We start from the raw sequence: 26,568 nt of genomic DNA on the forward strand, positions 1-26,568 counted from the left end.
ATAACCTAAAAAGGTTAACATAATTGATGAGGTTCTCTTTGGCGAGAGAACAAGCTCTTCCTTGTGCGTGAGCATAGGGGAGAGATTTTTTTATGCTTTAGCTCCTTTCATGGATAACTTTTCAAGGAAATATACGATAGCGAAGCCAAATATCATTAATCCTACGGCTTCCCACAACAACTGGTCCGGCAAAATATTTGCTTCGACCAACGGCTTGATCACTCCATGGCTGTCGGTATATGTCTCGATTGTTTCTTTCCAGGGCCATACTTTGTTGAGCGAACCCAGCATAAAACCGGCCAATACTGCGATTGTCGTATCATGGAACCGGCGCAGGGCATAAGAGAGTACTCGTGAAAATGAAGTGATACCTATTGCCGCGCCACAGATAAATACGAGCATGACCGGGATATTGAGTGTCTTTACCGCTTCCATGATATAGAAATATTTTCCGAGCAATACCAGAATGAAACTACCCGAAATACCCGGCAAGATCATCGCGCAGATCGCAATGGCTCCGCAAAGGAAGATAAAGAATAGATTTGTCGGTGTCTCCGCCGGTGTGGCAACGGTAATGTAATAAGCAATGATAGCCCCGATGATAAAACTCAGTATCGATTTCCAGTTCCATTGTTTGATATCTTTCGATACGAACCAGGTGGAAGCCAGTACCAACCCGAAAAAGAAGGCCCACACCAGGATCGGATGGGTAACCAACAGCCAGGTAATGAGCTTTGCCAGCGAGAAAATGCTGATCCCGATGCCGGCAACGATAGCCAGCAGGAAGTTGGCATTTATCGCTTTCCAGAAAGCGGCGATCTTACCGGTGAAGAGTAGCTTCAGGCTTGCTCCGTTAATACTCTTGATCGAATCGATCAGTTCTTCATAAATACCAACAATAAAGGCAATTGTGCCACCCGATACGCCGGGAACAACATCGGCTGCGCCCATACCCATGCCTTTCAAAAGTAGGAGACCGTAGTCTTTTAGATTTCTGTCCATTATTAGTTATTATTGTCCTTATTATTGAGGAATTCCTTTGTCAGATCTTCCGGCGGGATATGTTTGCCCAGCAACTGCTGCTCCACATCGCTGAAGTCGATACCTGAGTTTTCCAGGTACTCGATCAGTTCTTTCGGGGTAGTCTTGCTGAAGTGCTCGCCGAAATGCTTCATATCTCCTTTAGCCAGATAAGCCATAGCCATATGGAGATGGATAAAAGGCAGATTCGGATTAACGGCATATACCTTATTATAATATTTGATCGCCTTGTCGATATCGCCTTTCATGTAGAGATACTGTCCGGCATGGAAAAGGCTTTCAAAATCTTCCGGTTGATAGTAGTCTCCTTTATCCAATACTTCGAACAGACGTTCGGTGGTCTCGACTGCCTGCTTGTCTTCTCCGTTTTCTACATAGGTCAAAGCCAGCAGAGAGAGTATCCTGACATTGTTGGGGAATAGTTCGACCGCCTTTGTCAACGTCTTGGAAGCCTCCCGGTGACGTTCCGTTTCTGCACAGCAACGGATGAAGTTGATGTATGCAGCCGGTTCGTTGTCAGTCACCTTTTTGCCGATAATATCTTTCAGCAGATTATAGGCTCCTTCAAAATTCTCAAGTTTGATATAACACTCAGCCATGAGCGGTTTGATGCGCTCCGCCATCTCAAAGTCGCCATTGATATCCTGATATACTTCCAGTGCCTTTTCATAATTTTCGTTCATGTAGAGGCAGTAGGCTTTCAATATCTTCAATTCCGGATCCGAATCATCGCAGGTCAGTGCAAAGTCGAATGCTTCGATTGCCTTTTCGAACTCCAGTTTAATCGAATATAACCGTCCGAGTGTGAACCAGTATTCGTGGGAGTAAGGGTTTTTGTCGATCAGTTCGTTGCAGATGCTGATCGCCCCGTCGATGTCTCCTTCTATTTCCCGGTTGTAGCATAACTCATCTTTCAATACCAGATTCTGAGGGAATAAATCAATGCCGCGGTTTATGAAATCGCGGGCTTCATTGTTCATTTCCATATCACTTAAAAGGGGAGCGGTATATTCGAAAACGGTTTCCAGATAATCGCAATCCTCTTCGATCAATTTTTCTGTGTACTCGATCAGTTTATCATACCGGTCGAGCATGCAATAACATTCTAACCGTAATAAGTCGAGGTCCTGGTTGTCTGTTTCAGCGATTGAATCGATCAGGGCCAGTGCACTGTTATAATCTTCATTATAAACGAAGAGTTTGCATTGTCTGATCTGTAAGTCTGTATTACCCGGATGAAGTTTTAACCCTAAGGCTAAAACTTCATCAAAGTAGTCATAATTATCCGATTCTTCAAAGCTGCCCAACAGTTCATCTACTTCATCTGCATCGAAATAGGGTTCTTTTCCCATTTCGCGGGCAGACAGATAACGTTGTAGCAGGCGTGAAATATCATCTTTTTTCATAGGGAATAATTTAATTGGCACATTGTTAAGCCTTGTCCTTCACCTTGCTCCATGTATCTTTCAGGGATACGGTGCGGTTGAAGACGAGCTTTTCGGGCGTAGAGTCTTTGTCTACGTTAAAATAACCGATACGCTGGAATTGTAAATAATCTAACGGCTTGGCGTTTGCCAGATATTTTTCCACGTAACAGTTCGTCAATATGTTCAGAGAATCCGGATTGATGATCTCTTTCATCGCATCCAGTACGGAGCAATTCTTGGCTTCACGGATAGCGGCCAGTTCATCACGCGGATTTTCTACTTTCCAGAGGCGGTCGTACAAGCGGACTTCTGCCGGCAGACTATGCGCACAGCTCAGCCAGTGCAGGGTTCCTTTTACCTTGCGGTTGCTGTCCGGCATGCCGCTCTTGGTATTCGGATCGTACTCGCAATAGACTTCCACTACTTCGCCTGCATCGTTTTTCTTGCAACCGGTACACTTCACGATGTAAGCATTCTTCAGACGTACTTCCTGTCCGGGAGTCATACGGAAGAACTTCTTTGGTGCATCTTCCATAAAGTCGTCTCTTTCCATCCACAGTTCGCGGCTGAATTCGATCAGGTGGCTGCCTGCTTCCGGGTCTTCCGGGTTGTTGATAGCTTCCATCTCTTCCACCTGTCCTTCCGGATAATTGGTGATGATCAGTTTGACCGGATCGAGAACGGCCGATACACGGGTAGCACGGGCATTCAGATCTTCACGAACGGCACTTTCCAACAAGGCGAATTCGTTCAGGGCGTCGTAAGTGGTATATCCGATCTTATCGACGAATTTACGGATAGACTCGGGAGAATAACCACGGCGGCGGAATGCACAGATAGTCGGCATACGGGGATCGTCCCAACCGTCGACCAGCTTTTCTTTTACCAGTGTAAGCAGGTTACGTTTGCTCATCAGCGTATAACTCAGGTTCAGTTTGTTGAACTCAGTCTGGCGCGGACGGTTGTCGTCGAGGTCTTTACCCTCTTTCAGCCAGTCGATGAACAGGTCGTATAACGGACGGTGTACCACAAACTCGAGTGTACAAAGCGAGTGTGTAACGCCTTCAAAGAAGTCGCTCTGTCCGTGGGCAAAGTCGTACATCGGATACACTTTCCATGTGTCGCCGGTGCGGTGATGGTGTGCCGACGTCACTACGCGGTAGATGATCGGGTCGCGGAAGTGCATGTTCGAGTTTGCCATATCTATTTTGGCACGCAATACCATAGCACCTTCTTCCACTTCGCCGTCGCTCATCTTTTGGAACAACGCCAGGTTTTCTTCGATGGGACGGTCGCGATACGGACTATTGATACCCGGTTGGGTAGGGGTTCCTTTCTGCTGGGCGATAACTTCCGAACTTTGTTCGTCGATATAGGCTTTTCCTTCTTTGATCAGACGGATGGCAAAATCCCACAATTGCTGGAAATAGTCGGATGCGTAATAGATGTTACCCCAATGGAATCCGAGCCATTCTATATCTTCCTTGATTGCATCGACGTACTCTACATCTTCTTTTACAGGGTTCGTGTCGTCGAAACGAAGGTTACAAACTCCGTTGTAACGTTCTGCAATACCGAAATCCAGACAGATTGCTTTGGCGTGTCCTATATGCAGATAGCCGTTTGGTTCGGGTGGGAAACGGGTTTGTATACGTCCGCCATTTTTACCTTCTGCCAGGTCTTTTTCAACATTTGCTTCAATAAAATTCAGGCTTTTTTTGCCTTCTTCTTCGTTCGTTCTGATATCGCTCATATCTGTTATAAATATGTTATTTCTTTATTAACGGAACAAAGGTAGCGATTTCTTTATTTGCTGCATAGCAATACAAGTTTTTTCCTGTATTTGTGGCTTAATTTTATCGAACAGAGTATAATACATGGATAAGGAAAAAGTTGTTTTACCGGCTTTTCTTAATTGGGTTACTATAGTCTCACTATAGCACACAGGTGACGTAGAACTGGCGGATTTACACAGAGAAGATGTTTATTTTATTAAATAAGAATCTGTGCCCATCCGTTCAATCTGTGTCACCTGTGTGCTATGGTGAAACGTAGAATGTAATGCGTCAGAACAAGCTGATTAGCAGAGCTATGTTCAATACCGTAACCATGGTTCCCAATAATACGAGAAGGATGGTGGTTGAACGGGAGTTGACATATTGTCCCATTACTTTCTTGCTGGAGGTTAGATATACCTGGGTAAAGACCGTGATAGGAAGCTGCACGCTCAGCAGCATCTGCGAGAGGATCAGTCCTTTGAACGGGTCGCCGATCAGGAAGATGATGAGCAAGGCCGGAACGAATGAAAGAATGACTCCCAGCTTGGAGTGTAAGTCTTTATGATTGTAGGCTTCCCCATAGAAGCCGGCAAAGATGGAGGCTCCCGCAATACCCGATGTAATTGTTGATGAAATACCGGCCAGCAGCAGTGCGGCGGCAAAGATCACGCCGGCGTTGTTTCCAACCAGGGGAACCAGTAATTGTTGCGCCTGGTCCAGTTCGTCTACGGCAATCTTTTCTTTGAAGAATGTTGCTGCTGCCAGGATAATCATGGCCGAGTTGATCGCCCAGCCGATAACCATCGACAGGAGCGTATCATAGAATTCGTATTTCAGCTGTTTCTTGATGACCGATTCATTTTCCAGGTTCCATTCGCGGCTCTGTATCACTTCCGAGTGGAGAAAGAGGTTGTGGGGCATCACTACGGCACCGAGCACACTCATGATGATCAGCATGGAGTTGGGAGGAAACGACGGTTTTACCCATCCGGTGACGGCCTGTCCCCAATTGACATCGACCAAAGCCAGTTCATACAGGAAAGAGAGGCCGATAATGGAAACGAACATGATGATCCAGCGTTCTATCTTGCTGTAGGTATTGCTGAGAAGCATGATCAGGCAGGCAATCGTAACGATTACGGCACCAATCTTTATCGGTATGCTGAACAGCATCCGCAGCGCAATGGCTCCACCCAATATCTCGGCAAGCGAAGTCGAAATGCTGGCAAGCATGGCCGAACCCAGAATAGGACGGCTAAGCATCCGGGGCATATATTTATTGGTCGCTTCCGATAAGCACAAACCGGTTACAATGCCGAGGTGGGCAACGTTGTGCTGGATAATGATCAACATGATGGAAGAGAAAGTAACTACCCATAGCAGTGCATATCCGAATTCGGAACCGGCTGCCAGGTTGGTTGCCCAGTTTCCGGGGTCGATGAATCCTACGGTGACTAATAATCCAGGGCCTATGTATTTTAAAAGGTCTAACCCTCCGGAACGAGGTTTGTGATTGATCTTGAGTTTGTCTAGCAGTTTCATGTTTTTATTACTTGTTATATCCAAATGTTAGTTACTTTCTTTTTATTCTTTCCTGTAGTCTTTTGAAACAGACCTACCTCTAAATTCATTTAGACGTACGTGTAAATCGATTTAGACCTAGGTGTAAATAAAATTAGACGTACCTCTAATAGAAATAACAAAGGGAACGTTTTATTGTTTTCTACGGGAACGTCAGAATAAACGACGTTTTGTTTATCGCCGGATTGCTCTTTAAGGCAATGCTACCCCCCGAGAGCCGCATGATCTGCCGCGAGATGGACAACCCGATGCCGCTTCCGCCTTCTTTGGTCGTGAAGAACGGCACAAAAATATGTTCCGCTTCTTCCGGTGGAATGGTAGGACCATTGTTGCTCACCTCGATAATCACGGACTCGTCCGGATTACAATAGGCTTTCAGCTCGATTAGCCCGTCCGGTTGTCCGCTGCCGATGGCCTGCATGGCGTTTTTCAGCAGGTTCAGTACAACCTGGGTGATCAGTTTTTCATCCGCATAAACGATCAGGTCGGCCGGTTCTATATTTATATTAATCGTTATATTGGGGAAATTGTTGTGGTGACGGGCCAGATTTGTCATCCGCTCCGCAAACTTTTGCACATAGAATAACGAAGGTTCCGGTGTCGGAATATGGGTAAACTTGCGGTATGACTCGACAAATGAGATCAGGCTCTTTCCCGTTGTACTGATCACTTCCAGGCCATTACGTATTTCGCTGTCGGCGTCTTCGTGGATGGAAAGCAACGTATCGCTCAGTGAGGTGATCGGGGTGACGGAATTCATAATCTCATGTGTCAGCACACGGGTCAGACGTATCCAGGAGTCGATTTCCTTATCGTCCAGTTCGCTGTTGATATCATTGATAGCCAGGATACGCACATGTTTTTCCTGCAAGGTCATTTCGGATACGCGGATGGAAAGGTTTACCGTTCCGCGTTCGTTTACGAATGATATCTGATGTTTGTCGCCCGGGAGGATATTGGCAATCGTAGTCTGTAGTTTTTCATCGATGCGCGCCAGCTGTTTGACATGGGTGAAAACGGAAAGGCCCAGCAGACGAAGAGCTTCGTTGTTGGTCTGGTAGATGTTGCCTATGTCGTCCAATACGATTATGCCGGTATTGACCGAGTTCATGATCAACTCGTAATATTTTTCTTTCTGCACAGCTTCCGCTTTCGCCTGGAAAAGTATCTGGGTGATGCGGTTTAATGATTCGCTTACCAGTTTGTCGTTGGATGAACGTCCTCGGGTGGCATATTGGAATGCATAGTCGCTGTTGTCAATGGCATCGAACATGAAGGCTACCTTCTGGGCGTTGCGTTTGTATAACTGGCTCATCATCCGTATGGAATACAGCCAGCCTATGAAAACGAGGATAAACCATTCCCATTGCCGCGTCATGGCGAAATAGCTTCCTGCAACGGTTAATACTCCGAATAACCCCAGCCGGAAAGTCAGACTATGATAGATACCTTTTAACATAAGAATAATGTGTCAATGTGCTAATATGCCAATGTGCCAATTACGGATACAACCTACGCTGTGTTGTGCTGTGCCTTTCATTGGCATATCAGCACATTGGCATATCAGCACATTATAATTCATAACGTTTGATTTTATTGTACAGCGTCTGACGTGAAATACCCAATTGGCTGGCGACGAGCGAGAGATTGCCGTTGTACTTGTCCATGGCATTCTTAATCATGTTGTACTCCATCTCTTCCAGCGTGGTTGCCTCTTTCAGTGGCGATTCTTTCTTGCGGGGGAAGTCGAAGTCGGAGCTGTCGAGGGTTTCGCCTTCAGAAATAATCACGGCCTTTTCGATGGTATGTTCCAGTTCGCGGATATTACCGAACCAGGGTTGCTGCTTCAATTTATCCTTTGCATCCGCGCTGAGGCGCATGGAGGATTTACCGTAGATATTGCAATATTTTGCCAGGAATATTTCAGTCAGCGGAACAATGTCTTCCGGACGTTCGCGGAGGGACGGTATTTCTACATGTATTGTGTTGATACGATACAAAAGGTCCTCACGGAACAGCTCTTTCTGTACCATCTCCTGCAAATCGCGGTTGGTGGCACAGACCAGGCGGATATTCACCGGGATAGGGGTGTTGCTTCCTACCCGGACGATGCTGCGGCGCTGGATAGCCGTCAGTAGCTTTGCCTGTAAATGATAGGAGAGGTTCCCGATTTCGTCCAGGAACAGGGTTCCGTTGTTGGCTGCCTCGAACTTACCGGGACGGTCGGCGCGTGCATCGGTAAAGGCGCCTTTCATATGGCCGAACAGTTCGCTTTCAAACAATGTCTCGGTGATGGCACCCATATCTACGGGGACCATAGCCTCCTTTTTGCGGTTCGACAACATATGTATTTCTCTTGCCAGCATTTCCTTACCAGTTCCGTTCTCTCCGGTGATCAGGATATTGGCATCGGTTTTGGCAACCTTTTCGATCAGGTTGCGGAGTTGCTGCATGGCGTTGCTTTCGCCCCAGAACATGCCGCTTTCCTTGGAGATAACCTGCTTGCTGCTCTCATGCGGAACTCCTTTCCGGTTTGCCATCCGAATATCGTAAGCCGTTTTCAGCGTTTCCAGCAGTTTCGCATTGTTCCAGGGTTTGACAACGAAATCGGTGGCGCCTTCCTTGATGCCCCTTACTGCCAGGTCTATGTCTGCATAAGCGGTGAAGAGTACGACCTGTACGGCCGGGTCTTCCTTCTTTATTTCGGACAGCCAGAAAAGCCCCTCGTTACCGGTGTTGATTCCGGCACTGAAATTCATATCCAGCAGGACTACGTCCACATTCTCGTTATGTAGTGTCGTCTTTATTTTGTTTGGAGTAGAGATGGTTATCACTTTCTCGAAGCAGGTGCCTAACAGCATCTGTACTGCGGTGAGAATCCCCTTGTTATCGTCTACGACCAGTATGGTGCCTTGTTTAGCCATTGTGATATTTAATGTATTTATAATGCAAAGATAGGGCTTCGGTTTTATACTACCTAACCTGTGTCTAAAATTTAGACAGATAAAATATGCGTACAAAACGGATAAATGCAGGTTGTCTAATAATTATACACCACTGTCTAATTTCTTTACACTTCTGAAAAAGAATGGTTTTTACAATTTATTGATAAATAGTGTTTTATCAGGTTTGGCACGCTCTTTGCCCTTTTGTTGGCAGAAAATAACACAAAAATGAAACAGATAATAGTTACATCGATTCTTTCGCTTAGCCTGGCAACAGTTACCATGGCCCAGGAAAAACGCTGGACAATGGATGAATGCATGCATTATGCCGTTGAAAACAGTCCGAAAGTCAAGAAACAAACCCATACGAGCGATTCTTATAAAGCAGAGTTGAATTCAGCAGTAGCTTCTTTCTTCCCTTCCATGAGTGCAAGTGTGGGAGCGCAGTATAGTTTCGGACGTTCCATTGACCCGGAAACCAACGTCTATAACAATACATCTACATTTAATAACGGATATGGCCTGAGTGTTTCCATACCTATATTTAATGGGGGACAACTGATCAACCAATGGCGTATGGCAAAAGCGAACCGTCAATTGGGTATGAATGATATCCAGAAGGAAAAGGATGATCTGGCAATCAATACGATGCAGGCTTTTATGGATGTCGTATATTATCAGGGAACGGTGAAACTGGCTGCCGAGCAACTGGAAGAGAACAGCCGTATCCTGTATAGAACCCGTCGCCAGGAAGAACTGGGACTGAAAGGAAAAGCCGATGTCGCCCAGATCGAAGCGCAGGTCGCTGCCAACGATTATAACCTGACGCATCAGCAGAATCTGCTGAATACAGCCATATTGACTTTGAAACAAAATATGAACTTCCCGTCGGATATGGAGTTGGACGTAGATACCATGCTCCTGGATAAATCGTATGCAACCATGTTGGAATCGGTGGAGGAAATTTACGATTATGCATCCGATAATAACCCGACAGCTTTGCAGGCACAACTTCAACTGAAGTCATCTAAAATGCAATATCTGATGGCTAAAGGACGCATGTTACCCTCCATCTCTTTCTCAGCCGGTGTTTCTACCAATTATTATGAGAACCTGAAAGGAGAACAGGCTCCTGCTGCATTCGGAAGCCAGTTTAAGAACAACCGGGGGGAATACATTTCCTTTAACCTGAGTTTCCCGCTTTTTAACGGTCTGGACCGTCTGACAAATCTGCGCAAGGCACGCAATAATATGCGTATCGCCCAGGAACAGCAGACCGAGGTACTCCGCCAGTTGCAGACGGCTATCGAACAGGCTATCCTCGATCGTGAAGGGTACGCCAAGGAAACGATCCAGATGGAAAAGAAAGCCCAGGCGGACGAAATAGCTTACCAGGTGACTCTTCGCAAATTCGAAGAAGGCCTGATGAGTCCGATCGACTTACAGACCAGCGCCAACACTTTACTGCTGTCGAAAGCTGATTTGCTGCAACGGAAGCTGATGTATCTGCTGAAATGCAAGTTGGTTGATTACTATAAAGGTAAACCGTTGATTGAAGGTATAAACTGAGAATAAACAGAAACTGATAATAAAGAAATAAAAACATACAACAATGGATATACAATTAGAAAAGAAAAGAGGCATTCAGAAGAAACATTTACCTTATGTAGGTGGCGGTGTTTTATTCCTGGCATTGGTCGGATGGATCATTTTCGGCGATCATGCATCCACATTGAAAGTGGACGCCCGCGGTATCAGTATCGGTGAGGTTACGAAGGAGCAGTTCAATGATTTCGTTCGTGTAAACGGACAGGTGCAGCCGATTACTGTGGTACAGTTGAGCCCGGAAGAAGGCGGTATCGTTCAGGAGAAAGTAGTGGAAGAAGGTGCCCAGGTGAAGAAAGGTGACGTTATTATCCGCCTTTCCAATTCAAGCCTCGATTTGCAGATATTGGATGCCGAAGCTCAGCTGGCGGAAAAACAAAACTTCCTGCGTAACACACAGGTGGCCATGGAACAGGACAAACTGAACAATCAGTTGGAAAAGGCGCAGCTTGATGTCGACATTGCCCGTTCACGCCGTGCTTATTCACAACAGAAGAAATTGTATGATGAAAACCTGATTGCCAAGGAAGATTATCTGAAAGCTAAAGAAGATTATGAACTGGCAACAAAGAAATATGACCTTGTTGTCGAGCGCCTGCGTCAGGATTCAATTTCCCGTACGATCCAGATGGACGAAATGGAAACCAGTCTGGCCAACATGCGCCGTAACATCCAATTGGTTCATGAACGTAAGGAACATCTGAATGTCCGTTCACAGATTGACGGCGAACTGGGTTTGCTGGATGTCGTGCTGGGACAGAATGTTTCTGCCGGTTTAAAGATCGGCCAGATCAACGACCTTTCCGACTATAAGGTGGAAGCGATGATCGACGAACATTATATCGACCGTGTTAAGCCGGGACTGGATGCCGACTTCGACCGTCAGGGAACAAGTTTCGCACTGGCCGTACGCAAGGTGTATCCGGAAGTTCGCGACGGTAAATTCCGTACGGACCTGGTGTTTACAGGCGAACGTCCTGACAATATCCGTAGCGGTCAGACTTATTATATCAATCTGGAACTGGGACAGCCGACAGAGAGTATCATCATACCACGCGGAACATTCTTCCAGAGCACCGGCGGCAGCTGGATCTTCGTACTCGACAAAGATGGCAAGAAAGCCTATCGCCGTAAGATCAAGATCGGCCGTCAGAACCCGCAGTACTATGAAGTAACAGAAGGCCTGGAAGCAGGAGAAAAGGTAATCGTTTCCAGCTATGAAAGCTACAAGGATAACGAGGTGTTGGTTTTGGAATGATATATAGAATAAATGAATCGTGTATAGAAAATAATGTGCCAATGTGGCAATATGCTAATGTGCCAATTTAGAAAAAATTGAGCTATCTGTTTATAGTGACGGGAGTAACTAATTCCCCTCTTGAGAGGGGATAAGGGGTGTGTTAAAGCCAGTTATAGGACGAAACTATAACACACCCCCTTCCCCCTCTCAAGAGGGGAGCCAGGTACAACCGGTCAATAATCGGATAGTTCACATTTGACAATAATTGAAATATGTATATCCTAATAATAACTGAATATAAAACATACCACTATGATGAAGAACTTTTACATAGCTATCCGGTCCCTTTCTAAGAAAGGACGGCACAGTGGCATCAAGATATTGTCGTTAGGTGTAGGCCTGGCAATGGGGTTGGTTCTTATCGCGAAAGTATGCTTCGAACTGTCCTATGATGGCTTCTATCCGGCTTCGGACAGGATATATGCCATCCAGGAGAACGTATCGTTCAAAGATAATCCGCTCGATACCTATCCCCATGTCAGCGGAGGCATAGCTCCCGGTATGAAAGCCGAGATTCCCGGAGTAGAAGCCGCCACCCGTGCCCTTAAATTTGGCGACGTTGTGATCCATACGCCCGACAAACGGAAATACGATGCTACCCTGATGCTGGCCGATGATTGCTTTTTTGATGTTCTTCCGCGTGATATGATAGCCGGCAAAGCAAAAGAAACGCTTGGCCGTCCCCTGTATGCACTTGTTTCGGAAAGTGTGGCGAAAAATATCGGTGCCGGTGAAACGGATATTGTCGGTCAGACTTTCGAGATCGAAGCCTATCCCGGTGTCAGCCTGACGATCGGCGGCGTTTTCAAAGACGTTCCGAAGAATACCCATCTTTTCTATGATATGCTGGTTTCGATGGCCTCTTATAAAGAGATTGCCGGATGGACGAACGAAGACGAATGGTTCGGTGGCGACAGCTACAACGCCTATGCCCTTCTGCGACCGGGTGTCAGCATGGAAGATATGGTCAAGCCGATGGACGATATGCTCGACCGCCATGTCGACCCCGATAAACTGAAAGAACAGGGCATTAACTATAAACTGAAACTCTGCCCGCTGGAAGAGGTCTACGGCAAGTCGCCTGAAACGAAGAAGATGGCTGTTATGCTGGTCGCCATCGCTTCCGCCATCCTTTTTGCGGCCCTGATGAATTACATACTGCTGGTGATCTCTTCGCTGGTAGTCCGCTCGAAAGATATAGCCATACATAAATGTTACGGAGCATCCGGCTGGAATATCTCCGACATGATATTCTCCGAGACATTCCTCAACCTGCTCATATCCCTGGGCGTTTCCGCCCTGTTGATACTGGCTTTCCGCGAGATGGTGGAGGAACTGCTCAACGCTTCCCTGCTGTCGCTCATCTCTTTGGATACGATTCCGATGCTGGTGGCTATCTGCCTTGTCATCTTCCTGCTGGCGGGATTACTGCCGTCGCGCCTGTTTGCCGGCGTACCGGTGGCATCCGTGTTCAGGTCGTATAACGAGTCGAGACGGTCGTGGAAGAAAGTGCTGCTGTTCATCCAGTTTATCGCTGTCGGTTTTCTGATCTGCCTGCTGGTTGTGATCGGGTTGCAATACCAACGGCTGGTGACGGATGATCCCGGCTACTCGTTCGACCGCCTGGCCTATTGTTCTCCGAGCGGTGTGAAAAGCTCGCAACGTCGTGCCCTGATGGACGAACTGGCCAAGCTGCCCGAAGTGGAAGGAGTGGCGTCGTGCGCCAATCTGCCAATCTACAGTGGCTCCGGCGATATAGCTTACCGTCCGGGGACAAATGAAACGATCGTCCACTTCAACGACCTTTATGAGGCGGATGCTGATTATGTGCCCCTGATGGAAATGTCGGTGATCGAAGGAAAGGCTTTCGATCGTTCTTATTCCGATTCTGCGCAAGTGATGATGGTCAGCCGCATGATGGCGGACCAGTTGGCGAAAGCGCTGGACTGGAAAGACGGGGTAGTAGGAAAGCTTGTGCCGGTAAGCGGCCATGGTGGAAATTCACAAGATTTTAGGATCGTAGGTGTTTACGATGATATCCGTATCGGTCAGATCGGTCAGGATCTGATGTATCCTTCCGCATTATTTTATGGAAACAGGGCACATCGGAATATCGTCATCAAATTCCATAAGCTGACAGCCGAGAATATGGCGAACGTACACGACGTCATCCAGAAATTCCTGCCGGACAATGAATTTACACTCGCTTCCTACAGTGTCAGCGTGACGAATTTATATAATGCTTCACGCCTCTTCCGTAACTCGGTTATGTGGGGTGGCATCGTGACCCTTATCATCACTCTGATCGGACTGATCGGCTATATCAATGACGAGACGAACCGTCGCGGTAAAGAAATCGCCGTGCGGAAAATTAACGGCGCCACCGAGGTGAATATCCTCTCGTTGATGACACGCGATGTGGCCTGGATGGCTCTCCCCGCCATTCTGATCGGAGCCGCCGGCTCTTATTATGCGGGCGAAAAATGGTTACAACAGTTCTCTGAAAAGATACCGATGCATGTCGGCCTGTTCATTCTCTGCTCTGTCTGTATACTGACGGTCATCCTGGCTACGGTTGTCTACCGTTCGTGGATGGTTGCTGTATCGAACCCGGTGGAAAGTTTAAAGTCTGAATAGTAATACATATATAATATGATAAAGAATTTTAGTATGGCATTCCGTTCCCTGTTCAAGAAAGGGAGGAATAATGGAATTAAGATCATTGCTCTGGCTGTCGGATTGGCCATGGGACTAGTATTGATTGCGAAAGTCTGTTTCGAACGGTCGTACGATAACTTTTATCCGGACAACGACCGCATTTACCTGGTCAAGTCAGGCATCAACCGCGAAGGAAAAAAAGATACCTGGGGACAGGTGAGCGGCGCAATCGCCCCCGGCATGAAAGCGGAGATACCCGAAGTGGAGGCAGCTACCCGCTACACCCGTATCGGTCCGCCGGACGAACTGATAATGACGCCCGAAAAACAGTTCTACACGGCAACCCTTTTGCTGACCGATACTAGCTTTTTCGATGTTTTCCCGCGTCCGATACTTATCGGTGACCCGAAAGATGTGCTGGCGCGTCCGAATTATGTCATGATCTCCCGTTCGCTGGCCGAAAAGATGGGCGGCGTGGAGAACGTAGTCGGTAAAACTTTTGTGCGTGATGTAAACCGCAATTCCGTGCAAACGATCGGCGGCGTGTTTGAGGACATACCCGAAAATAGTCATCTGCAATACGACATGCTGGGTTCGTTGGCGGGTTATTCCGTGCAAAGTACCACTAACTGGGTGGGTAACGACCGTTATATAGCCTACGTGAAACTACTCCCGGGCACAGACCCCGAGTCGCTCGCCCCCTCCATCCGCCGCATGCAGGAACGCAACCAGGACCTGGAAGGCCTCAAGAAAGCCGGTGTAGACCTGTTTTATACTATATCCCCTTTGCAGGATATCCATAACAACAACGAAGATGTAAAAGATATGAACGCGATGTTGCTTTTCCTGGCTACGATCCTGATCGTCATCGCCGTCTTGAACTATATCCTCGTTGTCATCTCCACCCTGATCGGACGGACAAAAGAGGTGGCGGTACATAAATGCTACGGAGCCTCCGGAAAAGATATTCTCGGAATGATACTTTCCGAATCGCTGCTGCATCTCTTGCTTGCCCTGTTGCTGGGTGCTTTCCTGATCCTTATTTTCAGAGGTAAGGTGGAAGATTTGCTGTCGGCATCCTTGTCGGCTTTGTTTACGCTGCCTACCGTGACGCTTCTGGCGGGTATCTGTCTGGTTGTATTCGGGGTGACATGCCTTGTCCCGACCTGGCTTTTCCTGCGCATACCGGTTGCTTCGGCTTTCCGCAGCGTGAAGGAGTCGAAGCGGTATTGGAAACTGTGCCTGCTTTTCGTGCAGTTCGTCGCTACGGCTTATCTGGTAGCGCTTCTGATCACGATCAGCCGCCAATATGACAAGATGATCACGAGCGATCCGGGGTATGCCTACGAAAACCTGATCTATTGCAATACCAATGGAGTGGGAGCACAGGAACGTGAGCGTGCTATCGATGAACTGCGCCGCCTGCCACAGGTCGATCAGGTCGGATGCAGTACCGAACTGCCTTTCTATTATGCCTCCGGAAATAATGTTTCTCTGCCGGGCGAAGACCGTGAGTTGTTCAATATTGCCGATATGTATTTCGTTTCCGACAATTATTTCAAGATCATGGAAATACCCGTCGTTGAGGGCACTGCCTTCCAGCCGGGCGAAGCGAATGACGATAAGGTAATGGTCAGCCGCAAGTTTATCGACCTGATGGAGAAGACGGCCGGCTGGACAGGAAGTCCTATCGGCAAAGGCGTCATGATTACCGAACATAGCAACGGCACGAAGGTGTTCACCATCAGTGGTGTCTACGAAGATTTCCGTATCGGTTCGCTGAAAGGGCCGGATACCCGTGCTTCCGTTCTCTTCTACAACATGCCCGACAGTTATAATCCGGCTAAGGTCATCCTGATAAAGATGCATACCATGTCGTCTGAAAACCTGGCTCAGGTAAATGAAATACTGGCCGGTGCCATGCCCGACAAAGTGGTCGAAGCCTCCGTCTATAAGATGGATATTCTCAACCAATACCAGGACGACCGCGACTTCCGCGACTCCATCATGATCAGCGGCCTTGTCACCCTGATCATCGCCCTGATCGGATTGCTGGGATATACAGCCGACGAAACCAACCGCCGCGGCCGCGAGATTGCCATCCGTAAGGTAAACGGCGCGACAGCCATCGATATTCTCCGGATGATCTCAAAGGATATTTCCTATATTGCGATTCCCGCCCTGGCGATAGGAGCCGCCATCGCCTATATCAGTGCATCCGGCTGGCTGGAAAAATTCGCGGAACGCATCCAACTCAGTGCCTTTATCTTTATCGGTGCCGCCCTGTTCGTCTATGTGATCATCATCGGTTGCGTTTTATTCCGCGCCTGGAGAACGGCCGACGAGAATCCGGTGGAAAGCCTGAAAGCGGATTAAAAAACGTAGGAAATGGCAGAAGTAAAACTTCCGGCAACTTGAATCGCTTTCAGGATGCCGGAAGTTTTACATTAGACATATATAAACTTTTCCAACTGCAAAAAAAAGCAAAAAGATAACTCCGTTTGATTATTAATCCTTACATTGCATGCGTTTTATACAAGCAATCATTTTTAAACATAAAATTATGGGTACATTAACTAAGATTCTGGAGTTTTTTCTTGGCAATCTGAATAATTCGGAATATGCTAACTATATGGATCGTTTCAGAGCTCTCTTCCAAGAGGCTGGAAGTGGAGGTGGCGACCGTCCGGAAATCGAATAATATATTTTGGGGTGACAGAGACTCTTTATAGTCACCGATATTAGTTTAAGTTTTAATTAAACATGTGCATCCGGCCTGTGAAGGTCGGATGTTTTTCTATAGTAAAGTGTAAAGAAAATAGACATGACTGTCTAAATATTAGACACTGCCGTAAAAAAGACAAAACAGTATAATGTTGAAAACTAGCTTTTTATTAAGTTTGGCACGTAATTTGAATTATATAGAGAAAAGAGAGTGGATTTTAAAGAGGAATATAAAGTATAAATGTAGAATTAAATAAATAACATTATGATTAAGATTGAAGGATTAAGTAAGCACTTCCGTACAGAAGAAGTAGAAACAATCGCATTGAACAATATTTCGATGGAAGTGAAGGATGGTGAATTTGTAGCTATCATGGGACCTTCCGGTTGCGGTAAATCAACCTTGTTGAATATCCTGGGTTTGCTTGATAATCCGACTGGCGGTAATTACTATCTGGTTGATAAAGAAGTGGGCCATCTGAAAGAAAAAGAACGTACACAGGTTCGTAAAGGGAATATCGGTTTCGTATTCCAGAGCTTCAACCTGATCGACGAACTCAATGTATACGAAAATGTGGAACTGCCGCTGACTTACCTGAAGGTAAAGGCTTCCGAACGTAAACAGATGGTAAACGATATTCTGAAACGTATGAACATCAGCCATCGTGCCGCTCACTTCCCACAGCAGTTATCCGGAGGTCAGCAACAGCGTGTTGCCATTGCCCGTGCCGTTGTCTCCAACCCGAAGATCATCCTTGCCGATGAGCCGACCGGTAACCTGGATTCAAAGAACGGTGCCGAAGTAATGCAGCTGCTTACCGAACTGAACAAAGAAGGGACAACCATCGTCATGGTAACCCACTCCAAGCATGACGCAAGTTTTGCACACCGCATCATCAACCTGTTCGACGGTAGCATCGTGTCATCAGTGAGCGAATTTATTTGATGAATTAGATTTTACACATGGACATATAGCTAAATTAAGAATGTAAGCAAACACGAACATATCCTACCTGTGAAGGCGGGATATGTTTTTATTCTCGCCAACTGTAGAACAATTAAACCATTAAAAAGATGAACAACCTATTAAATATAAAGTCTTTCCTGAAATTCCTGGGTAAGAATAAAGCATATACGGTGATCGATGTGTTCGGACTGTCTGTTTCACTGATGTTCGTCATTCTGATCTCTATTTATACGGTACAGGAGTTGTCGGTCGATAAATTTCAGGAACATGGAGACCGCATTTATGCGGTAGCTTATGAAGAAGGAGTAGTGACAGGCGTTCCGGTGGCTTACCGGTTGCAGGAACGTTACCCGGAGATAGAAAGGGTTTGTCCGGTCATCAGCAACAATTTCAATTCGATGATCGTTTGGGCAAATGATAAAAAGATGAATGCCAATTTATGTTTTGCCGATTCTTCCTTCTTCAATTTCTTTTCGTTTAAACTTTTGAGTGGCGACAAGAATCGGGTGTTGCAGGCCCGTAACAATGCTGTCATTTCCCGGACATTTGCCAACAAATTGTTTGGCACGGACGACCCGGTAGGGCAGAGCATCCGTATCAGCGATTCAACTTCGGTGATGGTGACAGGTGTGATGGAAGATATCAAAAATTCGGCAATCCCTTATACCGACCTGCTGCTGCGGATCGAAGGCGTCACCGAGTTTAACGGCTCGTTGGGCATGGACCGCTATAATAATGCCGGTGCTACGACCGCTTTTCTGATGATGAAACCGGGGGCTGACCTGCGTCCTAAGACAGATGATATTGCTACCTATATGAAGGAGTTCTTCTGGCCGTATAAGATGGAACTGTGGAAAAAGGTAATACTCATCCCCATGAATGAATTGTATTTTTCACCGATAAAGGGAAACGGAAATTCGGGGGATAGACGTTTTGTCATTGTTCTGATGTCGGTGGGTATACTGATCCTGATATTTGCCGTGTTCAATTATATCAACCTGACGGTGGCACAGGCGGGCCAACGGGCGAAAGAGATGGCCACCCGCCGTCTGCTGGGATCGTCGCGCGGTGAATTGTTCATGCGACTGATGGTGGAATCCACATCACTGACGGTTATTTCATTTATACTCGGCTTGCTGTTTGCCATGGCTGTTACCTCTTATGCCAACAACCTGCTGCAATCCGATATAAGCCTGGCCGATGCCTGTACGCCTCTCTGGATCGGTACGGCGATTGTGGTCGTTTTATTGATAGGTGGTTTGTCGGGACTGTTACCGGCCATTATGATTTCTTCAGCCAAGCCGATCGATGTGGTGCGCGGAACTTTCCGCCGACAGACGAAGATGGTGTTCAGTAAGGTTTTTATCACGTTCCAGAATACCATTACGATTGCCATGATCGCAGCTTCTATCGTGATGATTCTCCAGATCAACCATCTGATCAATGCTCCTTTGGGATATAACACAACGAATATATTGGAAACCTCCAATAATTTTGAGAATGTAACGGATCGTACAGCTGCTTTAGACCGGGTGCGTCAGATGCCGTTTGTCAAACGGATAGGGCTGGCGAGCGGGATGCCTTTCAGCGGTAGTAACAATATGACCGGTACGTATGAAGATAAAACACTCAGTTTCCAGCAATTTATTATGGATAGCGTCACATTTAATATCCTGGGACTGGAGATTATCCGTGATAACCACCTGGCTGAAAATAGTTGGTACCTGACCGAAAAAGCAATGATGGATATGGAGTTGCCTATGGATGCACCGGCTTTTAAATGGGGAGAAAACAGTACCCCGATTGCCGGTGTGATCCGCAACTTTCAGCCCCGCGGCAATATAACCCGTGAGAACCAGCCGTCTATGCTTCGCATCAATAAACCGGAAGAAATGTATCCCTGGTCTATTATCATCGAAATAGATGGAAACCCGTACACGGCTTATGAACAGATCCGTAAGGCCTACGAACAGACATCCGGCCTGAATTTCGAAGGCAAATTCATCGACCAACAGATTCAGGAATCGTTTGAAGCGCAGCAGCGCATGGCAAAGATTGTCTCTATCTTTGCCGGTATCGCCATCCTGATCTCTTTGCTCGGGTTATTGGCTATGTCGACCTACTTTATCCAGCAGCGTTCGCAGGAAGTGGCAGTCCGTAAAGTATTCGGTTCGGACAATAAAAGCATCCTGTTACGCCTGGTCAGTGCCTTCCTGATCTATGTTGTCGTAGCTTTTGTGATCGCAACGCCCATCATTTGGTATGCGATGAACCAGTGGTTGTCTGACTATTCATACAGGATCGACCTGAATCCGCTTATCTTTATTGTTTCCGGCCTGTTCTGCCTGGTTATTTCATTTGCTGCCGTATTTGTCCAGAGCTTCAGGGCAGCCAATGCCAATCCGGTGAATAGTATTGCTAATAAATAACGATACGAGTATTATAAATTTAAAGGCGGAAGTTATTCATAAGAATGACTCTCCGTCTTTAGTTGTTTAAGAATAGCATGGATTTCTTAATTATACAGGTTTATATGCTACCTTTGTGCGGTAGTTAAACGGGTGCTTATCTATTTTCAAAACATATATGTTTCGTTGACAAAGCATATATGTTTTGCAATCAAAACTCCTTAGTTTTGTTTTCAAAAGATACTACCTTTCAGTTTATGTTATTGAAAGGTAGGAGATTCTTGCGGCTGGTGTCTGAAACGTCTAATGTGAATACTTTTGGGGGGGCGGATAGGATGTAAAAAAACTGGACAGGACTGTCTAATTATTAGACATATCTTGAAGTTTTGTTGTTTTGTATTTTGTTGATATCTAATGTTTTATTGTTTTGGCACGTATTTTGGTTGTTGGAGTGTGTAAATAACTGAAATAACAAAAAATAGTATATCAATGAGAACGATATTGCGAAACTTTCTGAATGTACTGCGCCGTTTCAAGATGGCGTCTTTCCTGAATATAGTAGGGTTGTCGGTGGCTTTTACCGCTTTTCTGGTGATTATGATGCAGGTTCAATATGAGCGGACTTTCGACCGGTGTTATCCGACCGCTTCACGCATTTGCCGGGTGGATATGAATCGGGGGGAAGGGGATATTTATGCGTCAGTGATTCCCCAGGCATTGGCGAATGCCGCATTTACTTCGTCTCCGCATATCGAAAGTTATACTTTGCTGAATTCATTTACTGGCAAGCGTTATGTCATAGTAGGTAAAGGGGAGGAAGAGAAGGGATTTAAAGAACAGTTAATCCCCTGTTATCCGGATTTAGCCAAGGTGTTCGAGCCGACTATCGTGGAAGGTGTTGCCGCTTGCCTGGAAGATCCGGAAAAGATGATGATTCCTCAAAGCATGGCTCGGCGGATGTTCGGTAACGAATCCGCCATTGGAAAGAGTGTACGTGTAAAAGACAAAATACCCTATTGGGACGAGACGAACTTTATCGTCGGAGCTGTCTATGAAGATTTTCCGGAAAACTCGCAGTTGGAAAACGGAATTTATGCCCGGATGAATAAACGTTACGAAGACGATTGGTTTTCTCAGCAGTTTATGGGATATTTATTGCTCGATTCACCTGAATCTCGTCAGGTGGTGGAGGATAACTTCAATAGTACATTCGATTTTGCTAAATATAACGTTAATAAAGAAACCCGCTTGCAACTGATACCTATCATTGATATTTATTATATGCCAGGTCAGTTAGATGATTTTATTAAGACCGGAAATGTAGATACGATACGGTTGTTGGTATTGATTGCCTTACTGGTTATTGTTATTGCGGGGATCAATTTTACGAATTTCAGTACTTCGCTGGCTCCGATGCGGATAAAAAGTATCAATACCCAAAAGGTATTGGGTAGTTCGACAACAAGTCTGCGGGCGAGTTTGGTAGCCGAAGCGGTATCTATTTGTGTATTTGCCTGCCTGTTGGCCTTTTTATTGACCTGGATATTGAACAGGGCGGAAGTTTTATCGTTCGTTGAAGCGGATACGAATCTGTTGCATTATATACCGTTGTTGTTTATGATGTTAGGTATTTCTGTTTTATTGGGATTGGTAGCCGGTCTGTATCCGGCATGGTATATGACCTCTTTCCAACCGGCACTGGTATTGAAAGGTAGTTTCGGCTTGTCTGCTTCAGGACGGAAGTTGCGTACGGCTTTGATCGGTTTCCAGTATGTCGTTTCCATCGGTTTGATCATCGGCTCTTCTTTTATACAGATCCAGAATAACTATATGCGTTCTTATAAGTTGGGATTCGATAAAGACCAGATAGCGATGGTGACGTTGGGAATGGAAACGGTCAAGAAGTCCGGCGACTTGTTGGTAAATCGTCTCAAGGAATATGCCGGTATTGAAGATGTTGGTTTTGCCAGTACCCTGGTCGGGGCATCGGATGTCTATTCTTCTAATTATTTCAGTTATAATAATAACGGTTTTGGCAGTGAAATTATCGATGTGTCATGGAACTTCCTGGATGTGATGGGCATTCCTGTCATCAGTGGACGCAACTTCAACCGTTCGGATGCACAAAGTGATTCTACCTATGCTTGTGTTTTTACCAAGCGGGTACTGGATTTCGTTCCCGATATGGAACCGGGGTGTTCGTTAGCAAAGAATTGGATGGGTACAGGTAATATAGTCGGCTTCATCGACAACATAAAAGTGTCTTCCCTGCGTTCGGAGGATAAGCCGCTACTTCTTAAAGTAAAAGCAAATAACATATTACCGGTTTCTTATATACGTATGAAATCCGGAACAAACGTGGAAGAAGCAGTAGCCCATATCCATCGGGTAATAACCGATATCGATCCGATATATCCGTTCGAAATAGAATTTTACGATACGGTATTCAATAATCTGTATCATAAGGAACAGTATCTGAAAAAGATGGTCACTTTGTTCAGCCTGCTGGCTATCGTGCTGTCGATCGTGGGTGTCTTTGGACTGGTTGTTTTTGAAACGCAATACCGGCGTAAAGAGATCGGAGTGCGTAAAGTGTTCGGTGCGACGGTACAGGAGATATTGAATATGTTTAATAAAATCTACCTGAAGGTTGTCAGTATATGTTTCATCATAGCAGCCCCGGTTGCTTATTACGGAGTTCATAAATGGCTGGAAAACTTTTCCGATAGGACCCCGATCTATTGGTGGGTGTTTGTGTTGGCTTTCGGCATTGTGGCTGGTATAACCATGCTGACGGTTACATTCCAGAACTGGAAAGCGGCAAATGAGAATCCGGTGAACAGTGTAAAAAGTGAATAATTAATCTAATTTGTCTAATTATTTTACACCAGTGTCTAAAATTTAGACACATCTGAGTAAATGTGTCAAAACTAAGGCACATCTCCTTTTTTATCTTAAAAATAGTCGTTCCTCTTTTTTTGTCTATGCGACTATTTTTTCAGTAATTAGGTAATAAGGCTTAATATTCGTCGTATGTTGAGCCACACGTGGTCTGATAAAGATAAATATAGTGTGTGTACTCCTTCTCTTTCCTGCTTTTAGTAGTTTTGTACACATCTTTTTGATATTAAAAGCTATAGCAAAGAAGGCAAAGTCCATTGTAACCTTGTCTTCTCCCACATGCCGGAACCTTTTGTATGCCATGTTGTGTTTCATTTGTCCAAAAACTGCTTCCGGTTCTATACATCGCCTTCCCCTATGCCTGATGCCTTCTTTCGAGAGTAACCTTTCCCGTGCCTGCCGTTTGTATTGGTTTAACCGGTGGTTGACTTCTATAATACGGTTCCCCCGGGCTTTAAAGCAACTGCCACGTAAAGGACACCCTTCACATCTTTGTGCTTTATACCGGGCACTTTCGGTGATGTATCCGCTAGCTGTTTTGTCACGCCTGGTTCCTATACGGTTCATGTGCTGCCCCATAGGACAAACGTAATAATCCTCTTCCGCATTGTAATAGAGACTCTCCGCATGGAATGGATTGGGGGTATAACGGGGACGCTGTTCTTTATGGAAGTAGTTGTACTTAACAAAGGCTCCTATCCCATTATCTTGCATGAACCGGTAATTTTCTTCCGAGCCGTAACCGGAGTCTGCCACACCGACAGTCGGTAAGCGGTTATAGCGTTGCTCAAAGGAGTGGAAGAAAGGTATGAGGGTCAGTGTATCGGTTGGGTTGGGAAACAGTCGGAAGTCTATGAGGAATTGGTTCTGGGTACCTATTTGCAGATTATATCCGGGCTTGGTCTGTCCGTTTCTCATGGCGTCCTCTTTCATGCGCATGAAGGTGGCATCAGGATCGGTCTTGGAATAGGAGTTGCGTTCTCCAAGAGTGTCAAGATGGTTGTCGTATTCCATCAACTTGTCACGGTACTCCTCAAGTTCCCGGACCTGTTTCTTCTTTTCCCGGATGACTTTCTTTTGTTCCTTGTCCTTTGTTACAGGCTGGTGTTCCAGCACCTCTTTAAGTTCATTCACTATATCTGAGAGCATGGCGGGAGTGAACTCTACGGGTGTGTCTTTGGCGGAGTTCTCTTGGGCTATGGCTTCATCCACCTGCTCCAGGAGAATGCGGATCTTATCCATCAGCTTTGTACGGTTCTTTTCGACTGTCTTGCGCCAGACAAAAGTATATTTGTTGGCTCTGGACTCAATCTTGGTACCGTCAATATACTCTACGTCAAGGCTGATGAAACCTTTGTCGACAAGGACAAGAACCAACTGCGTGAATACATTATTTATCTCTTCTTTTACACGATTACGGAAACGGTTGATGGTTATAAAATCCGGATGTTCATTACCGGAAAGCCAGATATAATGAATGTCACGTAGGAGAAGCTTCTCTATTTTGCGGCACGAATAGATATTGTTCATGTAGGCGTAGATAATCACCTTAAGCATCATTTTAGGATGATAAGGACAACGACCGGTTGCTTTATAAAGCTTCTTGAAATTGTCAAGATTGAGATTATCAACAACAGTATTAACTATGCGAACCGGATCGTTCGCTGCTATGTTTTCATCAATTCTTCCGGGAAAAAGAACTGTTTGGTTGGGAATGTAAGGACGAAAATGTAACTTTGCCATAATGAAAAACTTTATGCCTAAAGATACAAAAACTTTGGGTAATAACAAAGCCCGGGCTTGTGAAAGTCTGGGCTTTGTGCATAAAAAAAGGTTGTGCCAGCGTTTTGACACATTTACATTTGCAGTATTAAATATCCCAATAAAAATATAAGTGTATATTTGAAAAGAAGAGTTGCAGTGAACTAACTTTGACACTAGTCTTAAATGACTATGGGCTGAATCAGACTGCAACTCTCTTAATTGGAGAACCTAGCCAGTTAGAATTGTAGGCTCACGACCTAATAAATGTATTAGCTGTTTCTCCTTCATGTTTAATACTGTAAATACAAAGTTATGAATTATTCTCATTTTGTAGGTCTTGATGTAGGGAAAAAAACTTTCGATGCATCCTTAATGTCTGCGGACGAAAAAGAGTTGTCTCACAAGTCTTTTGATAACACTTCAGAAGGGATCCAATCTTTATTAGATTGGATAGCAGGTTATCATCTCTCTTTATCCAAACTCTTGTTCTGTGCTGAAAACATGGGAAGTTATGTCACAGAGTTATCTGTTTCCAGTGCCTCTATGGGTTTTTCCCTAGCTTTGGTTTGCCCGTTGACCATCAAGAAGTCCATAGGCTTGCAACGAGGCAAAAATGACCGCATTGACGCTAAAAGAATAGCGAACTATGCGGTATTACACTATCGAAAACTAGAGTTATACAAATTGCCTGACAAAGACTTGGTGAGACTGCGGGGATGGATTATTATACGTGACAATTTGGTCAAGCAAAAAGTATCAAGCATAAAGTTATTGGAAACATTCTCCCAGATGGCCAAGTTGGCTGATGTGACAGACTCCATTTCTTTTTTGGAAGAGCAGCTCAAGTCGATAAAAGAAAAGATCCTGCAGGTGGAAGAGGCTATGGAGCAACTAATAGCCGCTAGTTGTTCTCTTTGCACAAACTACTTGTTATTAAGAAGTATAAAAGGTGTAGGGATAATCAATGCCATTGTATTACTGTGTGTTACTAACAATTTTCAAAGATTTGACAACCCAAGGAAGTTTGCTTGTTATTGCGGGGTTGCTCCCTTTGAACATACTTCAGGTATTTCCATACGGGGAAAAACGCAGACTTCTCCATTGGCTAACAAAGAAGTAAAAGTGTACCTTACCCGGGCAGCTATTACTGCCATCTCTTGGGATCCGCAGATGAAAGCATATTATAAAAGGAAAATAGCGGAGGGGAAACATAAAGCATCTGTAATCAATGCTGTAAGAGCCAAAATCATAGCAAGGTCTTTTGCTGTGATACGAAGACAGACTCCATTTGTAACATTAGTCGTATAATAAAAAGGCCCTTAATTTCGAAAACATCTTAGATTTAGGAAGTAGCTATACACTTCTGAAGAGTAATTATGTCTATATACGAACTTACCCAAGGATACGTTAATGTTCGTAAACTTGGGTAAGATTTTATAGATATTGTTTGGAGAGGACTTAGAATTCAA

17 protein-coding genes and 2 pseudogenes are annotated in these 26,568 nt (G+C 45.4%); 12 read left to right on the forward strand and 7 right to left on the reverse strand.

Annotation, left to right across the window (positions count from 1 at the left end):
- Positions 1 to 90: 90 nt before the first annotated feature.
- From K6V26_RS06685 to K6V26_RS06710, 6 genes are all read right to left on the reverse strand, one after another.
- Positions 91 to 1,002, reverse strand: coding sequence for a DUF368 domain-containing protein (locus K6V26_RS06685; protein WP_010803556.1), 912 nt, complete (start codon positions 1,000 to 1,002; stop codon positions 91 to 93).
- 2 nt (positions 1,003 to 1,004) lie between these two features.
- Positions 1,005 to 2,447 (reverse strand): tetratricopeptide repeat protein, encoded by a 1,443-nt coding sequence (locus K6V26_RS06690; protein WP_048314702.1) that lies wholly within the window; start codon positions 2,445 to 2,447, stop codon positions 1,005 to 1,007.
- A gap of 25 nt (positions 2,448 to 2,472) precedes the next feature.
- Positions 2,473 to 4,221 (reverse strand): glutamine--tRNA ligase/YqeY domain fusion protein, encoded by a 1,749-nt coding sequence (locus K6V26_RS06695; RefSeq protein ID WP_195585434.1) that lies wholly within the window; start codon positions 4,219 to 4,221, stop codon positions 2,473 to 2,475.
- Between the two features lie 313 nt (positions 4,222 to 4,534).
- The gene (locus K6V26_RS06700; protein ID WP_224264900.1) at positions 4,535 to 5,788 is read right to left on the reverse strand and encodes an Nramp family divalent metal transporter; all 1,254 of its coding nucleotides are present in this window, start codon (positions 5,786 to 5,788) and stop codon (positions 4,535 to 4,537) included.
- Positions 5,789 to 5,969: 181 nt separating this feature from the next.
- The gene (locus K6V26_RS06705; RefSeq protein WP_224264901.1) at positions 5,970 to 7,286 is read right to left on the reverse strand and encodes a sensor histidine kinase; all 1,317 of its coding nucleotides are present in this window, start codon (positions 7,284 to 7,286) and stop codon (positions 5,970 to 5,972) included.
- Positions 7,287 to 7,398: 112 nt separating this feature from the next.
- Entirely contained in the window at positions 7,399 to 8,751 is a 1,353-nt protein-coding gene (locus K6V26_RS06710) for a sigma-54-dependent transcriptional regulator (protein WP_224264902.1), read from the reverse strand.
- 249 nt (positions 8,752 to 9,000) lie between these two features.
- Here K6V26_RS06710 and K6V26_RS06715 point away from each other — a divergent pair, with 249 nt between their 5' ends.
- The 10 genes and pseudogenes from K6V26_RS06715 to K6V26_RS06750 all read left to right on the forward strand — a co-directional run bounded on the left by K6V26_RS06715 (position 9,001) and on the right by K6V26_RS06750 (position 23,293).
- On the forward strand, positions 9,001 to 10,341 hold the full coding sequence (locus tag K6V26_RS06715) for a TolC family protein (protein WP_224264903.1): 1,341 nt from the start codon (positions 9,001 to 9,003) through the stop codon (positions 10,339 to 10,341).
- A gap of 43 nt (positions 10,342 to 10,384) precedes the next feature.
- Positions 10,385 to 11,635, forward strand: a complete 1,251-nt coding sequence (locus tag K6V26_RS06720) for an efflux RND transporter periplasmic adaptor subunit (RefSeq protein WP_007653317.1) — start codon at positions 10,385 to 10,387, stop codon at positions 11,633 to 11,635.
- A gap of 294 nt (positions 11,636 to 11,929) precedes the next feature.
- A complete protein-coding gene (locus K6V26_RS06725; RefSeq protein ID WP_224264904.1) occupies positions 11,930 to 14,314 on the forward strand; it encodes an ABC transporter permease in 2,385 nt (794 codons plus the stop codon).
- 108 nt (positions 14,315 to 14,422) lie between these two features.
- A pseudogene (locus K6V26_RS28700) lies at positions 14,423 to 14,989 on the forward strand (ABC transporter permease); the annotation flags it as partial.
- A gap of 180 nt (positions 14,990 to 15,169) precedes the next feature.
- Positions 15,170 to 15,481 (forward strand): annotated as a pseudogene (locus K6V26_RS28705) (FtsX-like permease family protein); the annotation flags it as partial.
- Positions 15,482 to 16,711, forward strand: coding sequence for an ABC transporter permease (locus K6V26_RS28710; protein WP_394373146.1), 1,230 nt, complete (start codon positions 15,482 to 15,484; stop codon positions 16,709 to 16,711).
- A 187-nt stretch (positions 16,712 to 16,898) separates the two neighbouring features.
- A complete protein-coding gene (locus K6V26_RS06735; RefSeq protein ID WP_186960409.1) occupies positions 16,899 to 17,036 on the forward strand; it encodes a hypothetical protein in 138 nt (45 codons plus the stop codon).
- Positions 17,037 to 17,324: 288 nt separating this feature from the next.
- The gene (locus K6V26_RS06740) at positions 17,325 to 18,005 is read left to right on the forward strand and encodes an ABC transporter ATP-binding protein (RefSeq protein ID WP_007653323.1); all 681 of its coding nucleotides are present in this window, start codon (positions 17,325 to 17,327) and stop codon (positions 18,003 to 18,005) included.
- A 128-nt stretch (positions 18,006 to 18,133) separates the two neighbouring features.
- On the forward strand, positions 18,134 to 20,455 hold the full coding sequence (locus tag K6V26_RS06745) for an ABC transporter permease (RefSeq protein ID WP_046146824.1): 2,322 nt from the start codon (positions 18,134 to 18,136) through the stop codon (positions 20,453 to 20,455).
- Between the two features lie 468 nt (positions 20,456 to 20,923).
- Positions 20,924 to 23,293: an ABC transporter permease gene (locus tag K6V26_RS06750; RefSeq protein ID WP_224264906.1), complete on the forward strand. Its 2,370-nt coding sequence runs from the start codon at positions 20,924 to 20,926 to the stop codon at positions 23,291 to 23,293.
- Positions 23,294 to 23,416: 123 nt separating this feature from the next.
- Here K6V26_RS06750 and K6V26_RS06755 read toward each other — a convergent pair whose 3' ends face one another.
- Positions 23,417 to 25,078: an IS1182 family transposase gene (locus K6V26_RS06755; protein WP_224263243.1), complete on the reverse strand. Its 1,662-nt coding sequence runs from the start codon at positions 25,076 to 25,078 to the stop codon at positions 23,417 to 23,419.
- 13 nt (positions 25,079 to 25,091) lie between these two features.
- Here K6V26_RS06755 and K6V26_RS06760 point away from each other — a divergent pair, with 13 nt between their 5' ends.
- Positions 25,092 to 25,229: a hypothetical protein gene (locus K6V26_RS06760; protein ID WP_224264907.1), complete on the forward strand. Its 138-nt coding sequence runs from the start codon at positions 25,092 to 25,094 to the stop codon at positions 25,227 to 25,229.
- A 182-nt stretch (positions 25,230 to 25,411) separates the two neighbouring features.
- Positions 25,412 to 26,407: an IS110 family RNA-guided transposase gene (locus K6V26_RS06765; RefSeq protein WP_046145281.1), complete on the forward strand. Its 996-nt coding sequence runs from the start codon at positions 25,412 to 25,414 to the stop codon at positions 26,405 to 26,407.
- The last annotated feature ends 161 nt before the right edge of the window (positions 26,408 to 26,568 follow it).

This window comes from Parabacteroides goldsteinii (assembly GCF_020091425.1).
In the GTDB taxonomy this organism is placed as follows: domain Bacteria; phylum Bacteroidota; class Bacteroidia; order Bacteroidales; family Tannerellaceae; genus Parabacteroides; species Parabacteroides goldsteinii.

Coding starts and splice junctions, on each gene's coding strand:
- K6V26_RS06705 (WP_224264901.1), bottom strand. CDS start 7,286: ATGTTAAAAGGTATCTATCATAGTCTGACTTTCCGGCTGGGGTTATTC.
- K6V26_RS06725 (WP_224264904.1), top strand. CDS start 11,930: ATGATGAAGAACTTTTACATAGCTATCCGGTCCCTTTCTAAGAAAGGA.
- K6V26_RS06750 (WP_224264906.1), top strand. CDS start 20,924: ATGAGAACGATATTGCGAAACTTTCTGAATGTACTGCGCCGTTTCAAG.
- K6V26_RS06715 (WP_224264903.1), top strand. CDS start 9,001: ATGAAACAGATAATAGTTACATCGATTCTTTCGCTTAGCCTGGCAACA.
- K6V26_RS06690 (WP_048314702.1), bottom strand. CDS start 2,447: ATGAAAAAAGATGATATTTCACGCCTGCTACAACGTTATCTGTCTGCC.
- K6V26_RS06760 (WP_224264907.1), top strand. CDS start 25,092: ATGCCTAAAGATACAAAAACTTTGGGTAATAACAAAGCCCGGGCTTGT.
- K6V26_RS06700 (WP_224264900.1), bottom strand. CDS start 5,788: ATGAAACTGCTAGACAAACTCAAGATCAATCACAAACCTCGTTCCGGA.
- K6V26_RS06735 (WP_186960409.1), top strand. CDS start 16,899: ATGGGTACATTAACTAAGATTCTGGAGTTTTTTCTTGGCAATCTGAAT.
- K6V26_RS06695 (WP_195585434.1), bottom strand. CDS start 4,221: ATGAGCGATATCAGAACGAACGAAGAAGAAGGCAAAAAAAGCCTGAAT.
- K6V26_RS06710 (WP_224264902.1), bottom strand. CDS start 8,751: ATGGCTAAACAAGGCACCATACTGGTCGTAGACGATAACAAGGGGATT.
- K6V26_RS06720 (WP_007653317.1), top strand. CDS start 10,385: ATGGATATACAATTAGAAAAGAAAAGAGGCATTCAGAAGAAACATTTA.
- K6V26_RS06685 (WP_010803556.1), bottom strand. CDS start 1,002: ATGGACAGAAATCTAAAAGACTACGGTCTCCTACTTTTGAAAGGCATG.
- K6V26_RS06740 (WP_007653323.1), top strand. CDS start 17,325: ATGATTAAGATTGAAGGATTAAGTAAGCACTTCCGTACAGAAGAAGTA.
- K6V26_RS06755 (WP_224263243.1), bottom strand. CDS start 25,078: ATGGCAAAGTTACATTTTCGTCCTTACATTCCCAACCAAACAGTTCTT.
- K6V26_RS06745 (WP_046146824.1), top strand. CDS start 18,134: ATGAACAACCTATTAAATATAAAGTCTTTCCTGAAATTCCTGGGTAAG.
- K6V26_RS06765 (WP_046145281.1), top strand. CDS start 25,412: ATGAATTATTCTCATTTTGTAGGTCTTGATGTAGGGAAAAAAACTTTC.